12 protein-coding genes are annotated in these 14,832 nt (G+C 43.0%); 2 read left to right on the top strand and 10 right to left on the bottom strand.

The annotated features are described in order from the left end of the window. Position 1 precedes the first annotated feature (1 nt). Positions 2 to 1,057: a FecCD family ABC transporter permease gene (locus tag ACXAC1_RS01870; RefSeq protein ID WP_133560636.1), complete on the bottom strand. Its 1,056-nt coding sequence runs from the start codon at positions 1,055 to 1,057 to the stop codon at positions 2 to 4. A 215-nt stretch (positions 1,058 to 1,272) separates the two neighbouring features. On the opposite strand from ACXAC1_RS01870, the gene ACXAC1_RS01875 reads away from it, so the two are divergent. Beyond that, positions 1,273 to 2,358: an ABC transporter substrate-binding protein gene (locus ACXAC1_RS01875; protein WP_475058145.1), complete on the top strand. Its 1,086-nt coding sequence runs from the start codon at positions 1,273 to 1,275 to the stop codon at positions 2,356 to 2,358. Between the two features lie 46 nt (positions 2,359 to 2,404). Here ACXAC1_RS01875 and ACXAC1_RS01880 read toward each other — a convergent pair whose 3' ends face one another. From ACXAC1_RS01880 to ACXAC1_RS01890, 3 genes are all read right to left on the bottom strand, one after another. Then, positions 2,405 to 2,638: a DUF2789 family protein gene (locus tag ACXAC1_RS01880; protein WP_475058148.1), complete on the bottom strand. Its 234-nt coding sequence runs from the start codon at positions 2,636 to 2,638 to the stop codon at positions 2,405 to 2,407. 94 nt (positions 2,639 to 2,732) lie between these two features. Next, a complete protein-coding gene (locus ACXAC1_RS01885; protein ID WP_475058150.1) occupies positions 2,733 to 3,389 on the bottom strand; it encodes an NAD(P)H-binding protein in 657 nt (218 codons plus the stop codon). A gap of 149 nt (positions 3,390 to 3,538) precedes the next feature. Beyond that, positions 3,539 to 5,401 carry a methyl-accepting chemotaxis protein gene (locus ACXAC1_RS01890; RefSeq protein ID WP_475058153.1) on the bottom strand — a complete coding sequence of 621 codons (1,863 nt, stop codon included), beginning with the start codon at positions 5,399 to 5,401 and terminating at the stop codon, positions 3,539 to 3,541. A gap of 642 nt (positions 5,402 to 6,043) precedes the next feature. On the opposite strand from ACXAC1_RS01890, the gene ACXAC1_RS01895 reads away from it, so the two are divergent. Next, on the top strand, positions 6,044 to 7,027 hold the full coding sequence (locus ACXAC1_RS01895) for a lipid A deacylase LpxR family protein (RefSeq protein ID WP_475058155.1): 984 nt from the start codon (positions 6,044 to 6,046) through the stop codon (positions 7,025 to 7,027). A 64-nt stretch (positions 7,028 to 7,091) separates the two neighbouring features. On the opposite strand, the gene ACXAC1_RS01900 is transcribed toward ACXAC1_RS01895, so the two are convergent. The 6 genes from ACXAC1_RS01900 to ACXAC1_RS01925 all read right to left on the bottom strand — a co-directional run bounded on the left by ACXAC1_RS01900 (position 7,092) and on the right by ACXAC1_RS01925 (position 14,773). Next, complete coding sequence (locus ACXAC1_RS01900; RefSeq protein ID WP_133560652.1) at positions 7,092 to 8,681, bottom strand: ABC-F family ATPase; 1,590 nt, start codon at positions 8,679 to 8,681, stop codon at positions 7,092 to 7,094. A gap of 115 nt (positions 8,682 to 8,796) precedes the next feature. After that, positions 8,797 to 10,830, bottom strand: a complete 2,034-nt coding sequence (locus ACXAC1_RS01905; RefSeq protein ID WP_475058157.1) for a putative bifunctional diguanylate cyclase/phosphodiesterase — start codon at positions 10,828 to 10,830, stop codon at positions 8,797 to 8,799. A 79-nt stretch (positions 10,831 to 10,909) separates the two neighbouring features. Beyond that, positions 10,910 to 11,665 carry a substrate-binding periplasmic protein gene (locus ACXAC1_RS01910; RefSeq protein ID WP_475058160.1) on the bottom strand — a complete coding sequence of 252 codons (756 nt, stop codon included), beginning with the start codon at positions 11,663 to 11,665 and terminating at the stop codon, positions 10,910 to 10,912. Further along, positions 11,665 to 12,669 (bottom strand): GGDEF domain-containing protein, encoded by a 1,005-nt coding sequence (locus tag ACXAC1_RS01915; RefSeq protein WP_475058163.1) that lies wholly within the window; start codon positions 12,667 to 12,669, stop codon positions 11,665 to 11,667. The genes ACXAC1_RS01910 and ACXAC1_RS01915 overlap by 1 nt, the downstream gene beginning before the upstream one ends. A gap of 135 nt (positions 12,670 to 12,804) precedes the next feature. After that, positions 12,805 to 13,389: a hypothetical protein gene (locus tag ACXAC1_RS01920; RefSeq protein WP_475058165.1), complete on the bottom strand. Its 585-nt coding sequence runs from the start codon at positions 13,387 to 13,389 to the stop codon at positions 12,805 to 12,807. Between the two features lie 136 nt (positions 13,390 to 13,525). After that, on the bottom strand, positions 13,526 to 14,773 hold the full coding sequence (locus ACXAC1_RS01925) for a sirohydrochlorin chelatase (RefSeq protein ID WP_475058167.1): 1,248 nt from the start codon (positions 14,771 to 14,773) through the stop codon (positions 13,526 to 13,528). Between the last annotated feature and the right edge of the window lie 59 nt (positions 14,774 to 14,832).

Raw genomic sequence — 14,832 nt, forward strand, 5'->3', positions numbered from 1 at the left:
GTTATCGCCTCTTACCGATGATCAGCCAAAAGAAAAATGGCACACCTATGATTGCAGTGACAATGCCTATCGGAAATAGAGCCCCTGGAACAATAACCTTGGAAAGTACAGAAGCGCTTGAGAGCAAAAACGCCCCCACCACAAATGACAATGGTAGGAAGTAGCGTTGATCTTCACCCACTAGCATTCTTGCAATGTTGGGAGCAACAATCCCGATAAAGCCGATAATCCCTACAAAACTGGTCGCCGTCGCCGTCATAATAGCAACCAAGATAAGGGTTTTTAATCGCAGCCTAGTGACATTAACCCCCAAGCTTTTTGCTCGCTCTTCACCTAAGCGAAGTGCAGTCAGTTTCCAAGAGTCTTTTAGCAAAACAGCCATGCAAGCAAAGGTCACTACTGCAGTAATGGTTACATTGGTCCAGTTAGCTTTCGTTAAACTGCCGAATAACCAGAACAAGATCTGTTGGCTTAATTCAGGGGAAGAGACAAACTGAACCAAAGACAGTAATGACTGGAACAAAAACAGCAATGCGATACCGGCTAAGATAAGCTGCCCTGAGGTGATATGGCGCATCATCGCCAAGCCAAATAATAAGCTTGCAGACAACATACAACATACGAAGGCGCCGATTGGTACCGCAATTTGAGAACTCAGGCCTAATGAGCCGATGTACAGCATCAATGCGGCCCCGAACCCCGCCGCCGCAGCCATGCCAAGCGTATAAGGGCTCGCCATAGGGTTATTTAATAAGGTCTGCATTTCAGCGCCCCCAACACCTAGGGAGCCGCCGACAATAATGGCCATTAAAGCAATCGGTAAACGAAGATTTGTGACAATCACTTCTGTAGTACGTGCTACCTCAACCGGGGCACCCAGTTTGTTTAACAAGGCATCGGTCACATCGCCAAGGTCAAGCAAAGACGGTCCAGTTGCGATATCAAAAATAAATGAACAGAGCAGTAATATAAGCAGTGCAGATAGCACGAACCAACGACGCTTTTCAGAACGCCTCTGCGAGTCCAGTGCTTCGGCAATCATAATGGAATGTTGCATGAGTCTTTAGTCTATTAAGAGATCCGTTTGCCATAGGTAATCATATACCTCTTGGGAGAACACAAACCATCTCATGCTATGTTGCTGCACATATAATCAAATGATAATGATTTGCAGAAACATTTTAAATAACTGTAGAATGCGCCACAAGGAATAAATGGTATTTCTCGTCAATGGAATTGCTGATTTAGGGTTTTGAAACAAAGGAAAACACTATGCTGTCGAAAATCACGGCTTTTTCTACTTTACTACTTACGTCTTCAATCTGTTTGGCACAAGATGTCACCGTGACAGACATTCTAGACCGACAAGTCACATTTGATGCACCAGCTAAACGTGTTGTAGTCGGCTTTTACCCAGAAGACTACATGGCGATTGGTACTGAAGCGGCTTATGACCATGTGGTTGGTATGTCTAAATACATTTGGCAAGCACGCCCAGCGAACTGGGAAATGTACCTAGAACACCGCCCTTCTCTAGATGAGATCCCAGGAATCGGCCGAGTCGATACAAAAACGTTTTCTGTGGAAAAAGTCATCAGCCTAAACCCAGATTTAATCATGCTAGCGGATTGGCAATACAAGGGACTAGGAAGCGACATCGAACGACTAGAAAATGCTGGTATTCCGGTCATCGTAGTGGACTACAATGCACAAACCCTTGAGCGCCATGTGAAAAGCACTGAAATTATTGGTGTCATTACAGGTCAAGAAGAGCGTGCTAAAAAAATTGCGGATGAATACACGCAAAACCTTAGCATGATTCAAACGCGTATTGAGCAAGCGAACCTTCCTAAACCGACAGTTTACACTGAGTACGGTGCAGCAGGCGTTAATGAGATTGGCTACACATTTGGTAAAAACATGTGGGGCGCTATTTCCACTATGGCCGGCGGCGACAACATTTCAGCACCTTACGTCGAATGGTGGGGCAAACTCAACCCTGAGCAAATCCTTGCTGCCAACCCTGACGTAATCGTAATGACAGGATATGAAACTGGCTCTGGTGATGATGCAATGGTTATGGGTCAAGGCGTTGATGCGGATCTAGCCAAGTCTCGACTAGCAGGTTTCAAAGATCGTACTGGTTGGTCTAGCTTATCAGCGGTAGAAAATGATCGTATGTATGGAGCCTACCACGGTGCAGTGCGATCTATTTTAGACGGCCCAATGATCCAGTTTTATGCTCAAGTGCTTTACCCTGATCTGTTTACAGACCTGAACCCTGAGCAAGCTTATCTAGACTTCTATAAAAAATACCTACCTGTTATGCCTACAGGCACCTTCGTAACAGGTCTTTAAATACTTAACCTAACCTACAAATGGCGCTCAAATGAGCGCCATTTTTCTATGCTCTAAGTAATGAGTCAAGCTGTTCAATGGCCTCATTCCAAGGCGAAGAAGGCTCTTTCCATTGCTTAATTTTATCAGCTTCTACCGCATCCCATTCAGGCGCTTCCCAAAGCTCTAAATTACTAGGAATCGGGGCTATGCTCACAACAAGCATTTCAATGCTTCGTTCCGAGCCCTCTAGCCCTAATTGTTCGACCAGGTGGACCAAGGAAAATAAGTGAGTCTCCATATTGACCTCCAAAAAGGAGTTGATTATTTGATCAGTTATTTAAAGCCTAGCTTAATTAAAACTATAGCGCTACGAGATGAAAGAGGAACATTTGCTATGCTTTCGCAAAGTTTGAAAGCGCTACGTCAACAGCTTCCTCGCCATCCGTCAACTCAATAATCTCACGTCGTATAAGCGGTAAATCAATTAAACTTGCTAAGACCTTGGCCACATTACCACGCTTCACTGTACCGTAAGGGATGGCTTTTCCAAGACTGACTGCCCCATCTCCTTCTTCATCGAGTAATGTACCGGGTCGAACAATAACCCAATCAAGACTTGTCGCAGCAACTTCAGCATCTGCTTGCTTTTTCACTTCCATGTAAAATTCAAAGCCTTCTCCCAAGTCTTTTTTTCTCCCCGCTTCAGGGAAAACAGAAACTAAATACAAACGACTTATATTGTTTCGTTTCATTGCCTCAATGACTTTTACAGGACCGTCACCATCAATCGCTTGGGTGCGATCTAAACCACTGCCCGCAGCGCCTGCCGAAAAAACAACGACATCATGACCCGCCATCAAATCAGACAGTTCTTCCACACTGATATCAATAATGTCTCCGTTGACACTGGTTACTTGGTTTTGCTGGTACCAACTATCATTGGCGCTACTGCGACTCAGCCCGGTTACATTATGTCCCGCTGAAACCAGCATTGGACTCAAGCGTTTACCGATTTTTCCCGTTGCACCGATTACAAATACATTAGACATATCGCCTCCAAATCACTAAAAACATTAGCTTTATTAAAGCAGCCCCTGATCTGGGACGTGCGCAAGAAAAGACAAAACAATGTGGAGTCTTATGGCTCTGAAAACAAAAAGCCACCCGAAGGTGGCTGTTAGACAAACCGAATGACTCATTAAAGTTTAAATCGTGAGACAACATCCTCTAATTGATGTGCCAATTCCGAAATCTCGTGACTTGAGCGAGAATTCAGTCTGACGGCCTCAGAAGTATCCATGGAAATCTCATTGATAATGACCACATTACGATTGATTTCATTCGCTGCAACCGATTGCTGGCCAATAGCCGTCGCCACAGATTGTGCCATTTCAGAGATTTCATTCACTTCACGAGTAATTCGCTCTAATACTTCACCGACAACAGAAGCTTCATCACGGCTACGCTGACCTTCCTCGCCACTAGATTGCATGATGGTGACAATACTTTGGGTACGTTGCTGCAACGAGTTAATGATGTCAGAAATTTCAACTGTGGCATCATGAGTACGGCTCGCCAAAGCACGAACTTCATCGGCAACAACAGCAAAACCACGCCCTTGCTCTCCAGCCCTAGCAGCTTCTATTGCTGCATTTAGTGCAAGTAGGTTGGTTTGTTCAGCTATATCTTGAATGACATTTAGCACAGTACCAATACTTTCACTTTCTTTAGCAAGTTCTTGTGCAGAAAGAACGGAAGACTGTAATTGTCCTGATAAATTATTAACAAGACTTACAGCTGAAGTGACTCTGGCCTGACCATCAGAAACACTTTGCTGAGCATTTTGCGATTTGTCGGCTGCCACTTCCATGTTACGTGAAATATCTTCAATAGTGCCGACCATCTGCGCTACTGAAGCTGCAACCATATCTGTTTCATCACGTTGACGCTCCGCATCTTTTGCCGTGCGTTCAGCGGTTTGAGAAAGTTGCTGAGTTTGTTGCTTCATGTTCAACACTGTCTCATTTACAGAGCCAACGACTTTTTGAAAGCCCTCTAGCATCTGATTAATGCTTCGTGCAACATCACCAATTTCGTCTTTACCCTGATAGGTCACTCTAAGACTTAAGTCTCTCGACCGATCAATTTCAAGCATGGCCTCACGAATAACGGCCAAAGGACGGTTAATCGAAGCCCCCACCCGCCAAGCGACCAAACTTGCGATCACTGCGATGACGACAAATAAACTAGTAATCAACCACTCAACTTTGATTAATAAGGACTCCGTTTGCTGTGACATACTTGAAACCATCGCCTCAAGCTTGGTTTCAGTTTGATGAATCGTACGACGCATTTCGCCTAAGATACCTTCTTCACTAGAAAGTCCTATTCGCTGTTGCTGTGCCACGTAGTCTGAAAACTTACTGCGATATACCTCAGCAAGATTCGTCAAAGACTGCTTTTCACGATTGCTGATCTGAGCACTCTGAAGCTGATTTATTAGTGTCGATATTGTTGTATCAAAGCGTTCAATATATTTGGCATCCAGTCGCAACATAAAGTCTTTTTCATGACGCCTTAGTTGCAACATAGTCACCATGATGGCAGGCTGATCTAATGTCTTAAGCGCAGTTTCTATATCATGTACCGCCGAACGAAGTTGCCCTTCAAGCCCTTGGTCGTGACTCAAGCCCATTGCCTTCTTCGCATCGACCAGCTCTACAAATTTATTCCGGTAATCGCCAAATAATGTCGTTAAATTGCTAAACGCTTTAACTTCAACACCACTCTCGGTAAACATAGCATCAAGAGCGGATTGTTGTTCGATGATTCGTTGCGCTACGTCTTCAAAGCGCGATGCATACTTTTCATCGCCACGTGCCAAAAAGTCTTTTTCATGACGCCTTAAGAGCAGCATTTCAGACTCTTGACGTTGAGCCATTTCTTTTCCTTGAATCAACTCTTTCAAACGAATTTCTGCAAATAGGAAGGCAACAATTAAGAAAACGAGAGATACCACGACAACGCTGGTATTTAGGATAAGCTTCTGCTTGATCTGCACAGGATTACCTACTGATTGAAAAGTGTCTATCCATGAATGATATATAAGACAGCTTCCTTAACTAATTCAGTGTAACAGACGTAAATTAGAGCACACTGGTTGAATCGGTAGACTTTATTAAGTTTATGTGACTTTTTTGTTACAGAAAAAATCAATTCATTAGAATAATTTATAAGTTTATCTATTCATGCTGAACGTACCGTTAAGCATGACAGTCCGTATAAACATAAAATAATGGCATGTAGAAACGTGACATCAATCTGCCACTGATATGCTAGAGGTTTGACAAAAAACAGCGTGGCAGCGACAGGCAAAAGCAACAGAGCACCTCGTTTAACACTTAATGTCACAACGAAATTTTGCTCACAAGATTCGCAGTGAGTTGGCTTAAAAAAGCTCGACAGGGCTCTCTTACTTGGCAAGTTTTGAGCGCAACTTGGACACTTCATCGTTCGTTCTCAATCACATAAATTTCTAAAAATCATGCATATGTCCACTTATTTAATACTAGTTTTCGTCAAGATCCTATGTACATAGACGTAATTGCAAACATTCAGGACAAACTTTCTTGTTAGCTAAAACCTCTCTTAGCTTTTGACCTTTAGTATTCATGATTGTTTCCATCATGATGGTGAGATGCTTATGCTAGCCCGAAGATTTTTAATCAGCATAATTATAACTGCTTTAAGCGGTCAAATCAGTGCAAACTCTTTGATCAGTCTAACCCTAGACAACGACTACTTCGTCAATCATGATGATGGTTACACTAACGGCTTATACTTTGCTCACATAGACAAAGAAAGTTTTGATAGCGGTCGGGCTAACCTAAGCCCAAGTTTCCTTGTTGCTCCTCTCTTATGGAGTTTACCCAACGAAAAGTACCAAGAAGTTATTAATGCCTATAACGTCGGTCAATCGATGTTTACACCTTCAGACATCACTCGAGTCATTCCCGACGAGAACGATACACCTTATTCAGCCCTGATTACTCTTACAAACAACTACGTTCTTCAGGGGCAATACTATGCAGATGTTGTTAGTACGACGTTGGGTATTGTCGGCCCTGCTGCATTAGGCAAGCAATCTCAGAATGCGATACACAGTGTCCTTGGTTCCCAAACTCCACAAGGGTGGGATGCACAATTGCATAATGAAATTGTGTTTCAATTTGGACGTGGGCGGGTCTGGCGCACTTGGTCTTCCGATCTTGATAACTATGATGTTCTTACAACAGCTAAAGCTAATATCGGAACACTACAGAGCTCTGTAAGCTCTAATATGATTGTTCGCTACGGGCGTGACTTACGCCACTCGTTTGGTAGCGTCCTGCTGATGGATACTAGAACCAGCAATCCAATCGCTGCAAATGGTGAATGGTATCTGTATCTAGGCGTTCAAGCACAGTACGTGTTTAACCAAATATACACAGATGGCAATACTTATCGCGACAGTGCCAGTGTAGATTATGACCATACTTTTATTGGTTTGAACTATGGTCTTACATACTCCTGGGGAAGAAGTGCTCTCACACTCGCTGTAAACCATTCGGATTTATTCCAAAGCGAATCAGAGCAATATCGTAATGATACTCGTTATGGCACGTTAACCTACTCATGGTTGATGTAACCAGCTCAGAGAGATCTCAGTAAAAATGGCTATGGGAATCATAGCCATTTTTGCCTATCTGATTTTATAACTCTCTTGACGCAAGGAACTCGTCGTAATTGCCTTGGAAGTGCTCGATCTTGTGATCTTTAATATGCAAAATCTCTGTCGCAAGAGACGATACAAACTCTCGGTCGTGACTTACGAAAATCAATGTACCTGGGTACATTTCTAACGCCATGTTGAGAGATTCAATCGATTCCATGTCCAAGTGGTTGGTTGGCTCATCCATCAGCAGAACGTTCGTTTCTTCAAGGATCAGTTTACCGAAAATTAGACGGTTCTTTTCACCACCAGAACACACCTTGGCTTTCTTCTTAAAGTCATCCGCAGAGAACAACATACGACCTAGGGTCGCGCGTACCACTTGATCATCATCCGATGGTTTACGCCATTGCGTCATCCAGTCAAACAGTGTCATGTCATTATCAAACAAATCGTTACTGTCCTGAGGGCAGTAGCCAAGGGTAGCGTTTTCCGCCCACTTCACCGTACCTTCTTGTGCTTCAATTTCATTCATTAAACAACGCAGCATGGTGGTTTTACCCACACCATTTTCCCCCAGAACTGCTAAGCGCGCACCCGCCTCAAGGATCAAGTTACCACCTTTGAATAACTTCTCACCTTCAAAGCCGTGACCTAGATTTTCAAGGATCAACGCTTGGCGATGAAGCTTCTTCTGTTGATTGAAGCGGATAAATGGATTCTGACGGCTAGAAGGCTTGATGTCTTCTAGTTTGATTTTTTCAAGCTGACGCGCACGAGATGTGGCTTGTTTTGCTTTCGATGCGTTAGCTGAGAAACGAGCTACGAACTGTTTTAGGTCAGCAATTTGTGCTGACTTTTTCGCGTTAGCGGCCATCATAGATTCACGAGCTTGCGCCGACGCCAACATAAAGTCATCGTAGTTACCTGGGTAAACACGTAGTTCACCATAGTCGATGTCTGCCATGTGAGTACACACGGAGTTTAAGAAGTGACGGTCGTGGGAAATGATTACCATGGTCGACTTGTACTGGTTAAGCATCTCTTCCAGCCAACGGATCGAGTCGATGTCCAAGTTGTTAGTCGGCTCGTCTAGAAGCAGAATATCTGGCTCAGAGAATAATGCTTGCGCCAATAGCACACGCAGCTTCCAGCCCGGTGCGACTTCACTCATCGGGCCAAAATGTAACGATTCATCAATACCAGCGCCAAGCAAAATCTCACCTGCTTTACTTTCCGCGCTGTAGCCGTCCATTTCAGCGAATTCGCCTTCTAACTCAGCAACCTTAATGCCGTCTTCTTCGCTCATTTCTGGCAAGCTGTAGATACGGTCTCGTTCTTTCTTTACTTCCCAAAGCTCTTTGTAGCCCATGATAACCGTATCGACGACAGAGTATTCTTCAAACGCAAATTGATCCTGGTTTAGCTTACCCACACGTAAATTAGGGCTTACAGAAACGTTACCAGATGTTGGAATCAAGCTGCCGTCTAAGATTTTCATAAGAGTGGATTTACCACAGCCGTTCGCGCCAATTAGGCCATAACGGTTGCCATCACTGAATTTAACGGAGATGTTTTCAAAAAGAGGTTTGCTACCAAACTGCATGGTAACGTTAGAAGCTACGATCATGGGGAATCCAGAAATTGATAAAGCCCCAATGAAGGGGCTTAGTGATTGATGAGCGTACTATAAAGCCTGTGTTTGAAAAGTCTATGGCATTGATGAAATTTTCATCATGAATGCTTTAAGTTGGCAGCAAGGTTCGCTCTTGCTTTAACAAGGTATAAAACTCTTCATGATGTAACGGTTTAGAGAAGAAATACCCTTGATATAAACGGCAGCCTCGCTCGGTCAGCAAGGTTCGTTGGGCTTGCGTTTCCACTCCTTCGGCAATTACCTCAAGCCCAAGCTTTTCAGCCATTAGCATAATCACATCAATAATTGGCGTTTCATCACTCTCGTGATCGATAGGTGCCACAAAAGAACGGTCAATTTTTAACACATTCAGTGGTAGCTGACTTAGATACCGTAATGAAGAGTAGCCTGTACCAAAGTCATCGATTGAAAAAGCGATACCTTTCGCCTGCAAGGTTTTCATAGTCTCAATGGCGTGTGAGAAATTATCTATCAACAAATTCTCTGTAATTTCGAACTCGATTGCTATGTTTTTTAAATGATATCGTTGCAGAATTGGCTCAATTCGAGAAATAAAATCAGCTTGCATAAAATGAGAGGGGCTAACATTAATCGATATATGCTTAAATGTTTCTGGTAACCCTAAGCCCTGCCATGCTTCTATTTTTTGGAGCACCTCTTCGAGAACCCACTCTTCTATTGCACTAATTTGACCGGATTCTTCTGCAATGGAAATGAACTCGAGTGGTGAAATCACACCTTTATCCGGGTGATGCCAGCGGAGCAAAACTTCAGCACCAGAAATCACATTCTGGTTGGTTACCTGTGGCTGGAGCCATATCTCAAGTTGATTGAGTTCAACCGCGTGGTGAAGGCCTTCCTCTAAATGCCAGCGACTCTGCGCTAGCTGCTGCATGCTGACATCAAAAAACCTATAGCCATGACGTCCACTTGCTTTTGTCTGATATAAGGCAGTGTCTGCTCGTCTCAAAATAGAAGCACTGCTATCCTTTTTTTGCGGGAATATGGTAACACCAATGCTTGTTGTACAATGAATAATATGACGACCAATTTGTACCGGAACGGATACTAGCTCGTTCAATGATGCCGCCATATCTTTAGCGGCATTCTCGGCATCCGTTTCAAATCCATATTCTGGCGGTAACATAATGACAAATTCATCGCCACCAAAACGAGCCGTCACTGCTTCATTGGGAAGAGCGCTTTTCAAACGGTGAGCAAACGTAACCAGCAACTGATCACCTACTTGGTGACCCAAAGAATCGTTAATTGTTTTAAAGCGGTCTATATCTAGATACATCACTGAACCGAAACCAGGCTGGAGCTTCAACAGATCAAGCTTCTGCTCTAAGGTTTCGATAAACAACCTTCTGTTGGCCAAGTCTGTTAACGTATCATAATAAGCAAGCCGTTTTATTTGACGGTTGGCTTGGTCATTTTTATGCCAAATTTGCTCAACGCTTTGAACAAGCTCACCTAATTCATCAGATTTCGCGTAAGGTAACAAAGTTGTATTTTTATTCTCATCCTGATCAAGTTGTACAACCCATCGAGAAATTTCTTGGATTGGCTTAGAGAGGACGTAGTAGAAAACCACAAAAAGCACGCTACTTAATAATACAGTTGCTACGAAACCAGATATAGCCAAAGTAACTGCCCGCCTAGTCAGACCACTTGCTATATAATGTCGATCAAGCACAAGTATCAACTTAGCATTACTTTCATTTATCGAAGGGATTTCGATATCTCGCGTATACTTTTCTGATAAGCCAATTAAGGTGAAACTAAGGTCTGTTAGCCAATCAGAAGAGCTTGATTCGCTTGGAAAAGCTACACCTTTTAGCTCACCAAAATCATCAAAAATTTCAACCGATGAAAACAGCGGGTCAGCTAATATGATTTCCGCCAAATTCTGTACTTGTACATCATCTAAATTATAGATAGAACGCTCTAAAGTAGGAGTATAAAGCGTAACAAGGCGTTCAATATTTGCACGTAAGTTTTCACGAACATGGTCAAGGTCGTTATAGAGCTGCAATGCAGCGGATAATCCACCGATAAGAAAAGATGTAACTAGAATAATTTTCGCTTGTTGAAATGCTATCCTTTGCCCCAATTTCAATGTTAATACCTTTACCTTAAAGCTTAAATGTTAATACCTTTACCTTAAAGCTTAAATGTTAATACCTTTACCTTAAAGCTTATCTAGTTGTATTTAAATATGATGCTCGTATAGCCTCTAATACACCATTAGCTTTAATTTTCTCTAAGCCAGCATTGGCCGTAGCTAATATTTTTTGCGCCCCAGGAAAACCTTTACTAACACAAAGATGAAGAGGCAACCTTGGTTCACGAATCAGCGGAGTTACCTTTAGTTCGTTGCTCATACCCATTTCATTTACAACATACCGCGCGGGATACTCAGCCATATAAAGTAAGTCTACATTACGATATCGAACCGCTTTAATCGCACTGTCCAGATCTGGTGCTGCTTGATGACTAATATCAAATTCTTTTAGTTTTTTTTGCATTCCCCACCCATCAACAGTTGCTACTGAAAAATGTTTTAAATCTGGTACACTCTTAATATCAACTGTACGCAAATTAGATGGGCTCACTACTGCGCGAATCACATAAGACAAAGGGTCACTGAAATATATGTAGTTACTTCTGCCTGGGCGAGCTGTGCATGAGACAGTGCCTGGGATAAGCCCTAGTTCCATTGATTTAAGAATACGTTTCCAAGGCATCACTTTGAATATAACTTGCTCACCTTGCGCCGCGAAAGCAGAGGTGACAATATCAACGTCCATACCACTGATGGTTTGGTCATTCTCATTAACTAATATGTGCGGGGGATAATCTACAACATAAAACTCAATGGCTTGAATATACGCCGCATAGCAAGTCAGCATACTCATAATCAGAGTTACAAAGCTCTTTTTTAGCCATAACATTAATCTGATACCACACAGTTCCGACCCTGACGTTTAGCAGAGTACATTCTTTGGTCAGCCAGAACAATTAAGTCAGTCGCCTTGTTCACCTCATCGATACACGCCACCCCCAAGCTCACAGTAACATTAATTTCTTCGCCACCAACAACGAATGGGGTATTGGATACAACAATACGAATGCCTTCAGCCTGATCTATCAATTCAGCTTTGTCAGACTCAGCAAGCAAACAGAACTCCTCTCCTCCCTGCCGATAAAGTCGTATATTAGAGAAGGTATGTTGGATTCGCTGAGTAAGCTGACTTAGCAGTTCATCTCCCGCTTCATGTCCATAAGTATCGTTGACACTTTTGAAGTAATCAAGATCCAGCATCATTAACCCCAAGCCACTGCGAGCCTGGAGGTACTGTTCGAAGTCTTGCTTGAATGCTAGGCGGTTCTTGATTCCAGTTAAAGCGTCTGTTCTAGCAAGATCTACTAAGTCTTCTTCTACTCTAAGGCGGTTCCTCTCGTATACGTGCGAAACGCCCATTACACATAAATAGCAAAAAAAGAAGTTAATAAGAACAGATGCAAGCCCTGTGTGAGTTTCCTGTTGACCTTTAATTGAAAGCATCAATAGCATGGTCAACATCACGCCGATAGAAACAATAGACCCTTTTCTCAAGCCTAATGCTAAATAACTTAATATTGGCAGTAGCATTGGCCAAACAATTAAACCATTTGTTAATGGTCGCACCCATACCGCATACAGAACAATGAAGCTCAAAAACAAAACATAACCGTACTGAGGCCAAGAAATGCGTGACCATTGCTTTACATGCAAATAAACATAAACAGAATACGCTGCAAGTAGCATCTCGACAAAGGCGAGTGTGCGCCCGTTTTCATTTAACAAGAAATTCCAAAATGAAAGTATTCCGCTCAGGCTTCCGACAATAAAGCACATGCCCTGCCATACCTTATCCTGTAAGCGTTTACTGATCGAAATACTGATATCATGCATGATATCACCTCAGATTATGGTGAATAATCATTCAATAATACTTTTCAAAGCATAATATGAAAAGTAACACTTTGCTAAAGCCTTGTTACTGAGGGTTAATCTACTGTCTTTAGAGGGGCTGTAAACTGCCTAACTCTAAGATCGAAATGTATAGGTTAATATGTCTGCTATTTTAGGGTCTAAGTCTATCCCTACCGCAGCAATATCTGCCTTTTCAACTTGATATAATAAAGGCTTCATTTCTCTCAATTTGACGATACCTTTAGGATCTTCAGTTAGTAAAACCGCTACATATGAAAACGCATCATAAAAGGCAAAACCATTATCTTTGAGCGCATTCAAATAAGAATCTAAAGTCTCTTCGCCAAATACTTGCTTGATAGCAGTAACAGCACCATACACGGCCGCACCTTCACTTAGAGCAGTAGCTTGATTTTCTTTGCCATCACTAGGAAATAATCCTTTCACTAACACCTGTATGACATCCGCCAACAACATGACTTCGTTGGTGAAACTGCGCGCTGGTACTTTAACTTTATAGGCAAAAGGTTGTTCTGATAAAGGCATACTCAATTCAGGCGTCGCAATGTCCGAGCTTACTTCAAATCCCAAAAACTGTGCCTTCTCGTAGGCAGGTCCAAACAAAAACTCAACGGCAGGCAACCAAGCGTCACGGATTTTGTTTAGTTTTAGAACTTGCTCTTGTTGTATTTCAGACACGTGTATCTCCCAAACTGATCAACATATCTCTGAGGAGTTCAGAGGTTTGCGGCAGACCATAGCATATTTCAAATGGCGGCTCTAATGATGGTTCTAGGACCCGCTCTAAAACCTGTTTAGGTGCGGGTTTTGAAGGTTAGCGCTGATGTGCTTGCGCTGTTTTATTGCAATCGCCATCTAGACGATCTTTTTCCTGTTCTAAAATCTCTTCGGTAAATTGCCCCATAAAGCAACAACAAATGCCTTCACCAATCATAGTACGCGGTCCCATTGGATGGCCGATATGTTGGTAAACTCCATGGTGATGGTGCCCATGATCATGAGAATGGCCATGTGCGTGCCCGTGATGATGGTGGCCATGACTATGATCATGACTGTGGGAATGTTCGTGTGCATGGCTATGAGAGTGGTCATGGGAATGATCAATAGCTTTAATCGCGCTAAAGGTCATCTCATGCTTTTGATCCGACTCTGACAGGCCTTGGGTATCGTCTTCAGGGTCCACGAACTCAGCATGATGATGATGCACATCCACTTCACCCGCCGCTAAACGTCGTTTGAAAGAACTCATCAAGGTCTCTTCTGCGCTATTGAATAGCGAACCGTCCATAATTTCATTCACACGGTTTTCAAACGCATCAATGACGCGCTCGTGATCACTCAGATAATGAGCTTGGATAAACTCGATGCCAGGATTTTCCTGCGCTACTTTGTCCACATAGCCTTGGATACGCTTAATCAGACGACCTGTAAATAAGAAGTAAGGTGCAACGACAATACGCTTAAAGCCAAGTTTCACTAACTTCTCAAGTCCAACTCCCACAGATGGGTAAGTCACCCCTGAATAGACCGTATCGGCCCAACCAAAGCCCATGTTTTCATTCACTATACGCGTTAGCTTAGCCGCTTCAGCGTTAGCAGAGGTATCCGATGTACCGCGACCCACCACGACTAACATGGTATCGTACAATTCAGCAGGCGGGTTGTTTGGATCTAGACCAAGAGACTCGTAGATTCGAGCTTGGAATGCTTCGATCATGTCCTCCTGCAGCCCCAGTTCGCGGCCGTAATGCATATCCAGCCCATCATTTTTTTCTTGATACGTAGTCAGTACCGATGGGATATCGTTCTTAGCATGTGTTGCTGCGAACAGCATACCTGGAATAGCATAAATATCATTAACACCCTGCTTGATCAGGTTATTTAACCCCATGTGGATGTTTGGTGCAGAGAACTCCAAAAAGCCGTATTCAACCGGAAGATCAGGAAAACGGGCTTTTAGCCCTTCGGCAACTAAGCCAAACTCACGTTCTGCATCTTTATCGCGGCTTCCATGACCACAAATCATAATGCCTTTCTTTGTCTCTTGGGTTGAAATACTCATATCTCTCTCTGGGTTAACTTTACGCAATAGGCGCATATTCTATAGGGTTTAATTGTATA

This window comes from Marinomonas sp. AWM4_232 (assembly GCF_056158325.1).

What these genes read in the sequence shown, in the direction of transcription:
- ACXAC1_RS01870 (WP_133560636.1), bottom strand. Translation starts at nt 1,057, where the DNA reads ATGCAACATTCCATTATGATTGCCGAAGCACTGGACTCGCAGAGGCGT.
- ACXAC1_RS01880 (WP_475058148.1), bottom strand. Translation starts at nt 2,638, where the DNA reads ATGGAGACTCACTTATTTTCCTTGGTCCACCTGGTCGAACAATTAGGG.
- ACXAC1_RS01885 (WP_475058150.1), bottom strand. Translation starts at nt 3,389, where the DNA reads ATGTCTAATGTATTTGTAATCGGTGCAACGGGAAAAATCGGTAAACGC.
- ACXAC1_RS01875 (WP_475058145.1), top strand. Translation starts at nt 1,273, where the DNA reads ATGCTGTCGAAAATCACGGCTTTTTCTACTTTACTACTTACGTCTTCA.
- ACXAC1_RS01925 (WP_475058167.1), bottom strand. Translation starts at nt 14,773, where the DNA reads ATGAGTATTTCAACCCAAGAGACAAAGAAAGGCATTATGATTTGTGGT.
- ACXAC1_RS01910 (WP_475058160.1), bottom strand. Translation starts at nt 11,665, where the DNA reads ATGTTATGGCTAAAAAAGAGCTTTGTAACTCTGATTATGAGTATGCTG.
- ACXAC1_RS01915 (WP_475058163.1), bottom strand. Translation starts at nt 12,669, where the DNA reads ATGCATGATATCAGTATTTCGATCAGTAAACGCTTACAGGATAAGGTA.
- ACXAC1_RS01900 (WP_133560652.1), bottom strand. Translation starts at nt 8,681, where the DNA reads ATGATCGTAGCTTCTAACGTTACCATGCAGTTTGGTAGCAAACCTCTT.
- ACXAC1_RS01895 (WP_475058155.1), top strand. Translation starts at nt 6,044, where the DNA reads ATGCTAGCCCGAAGATTTTTAATCAGCATAATTATAACTGCTTTAAGC.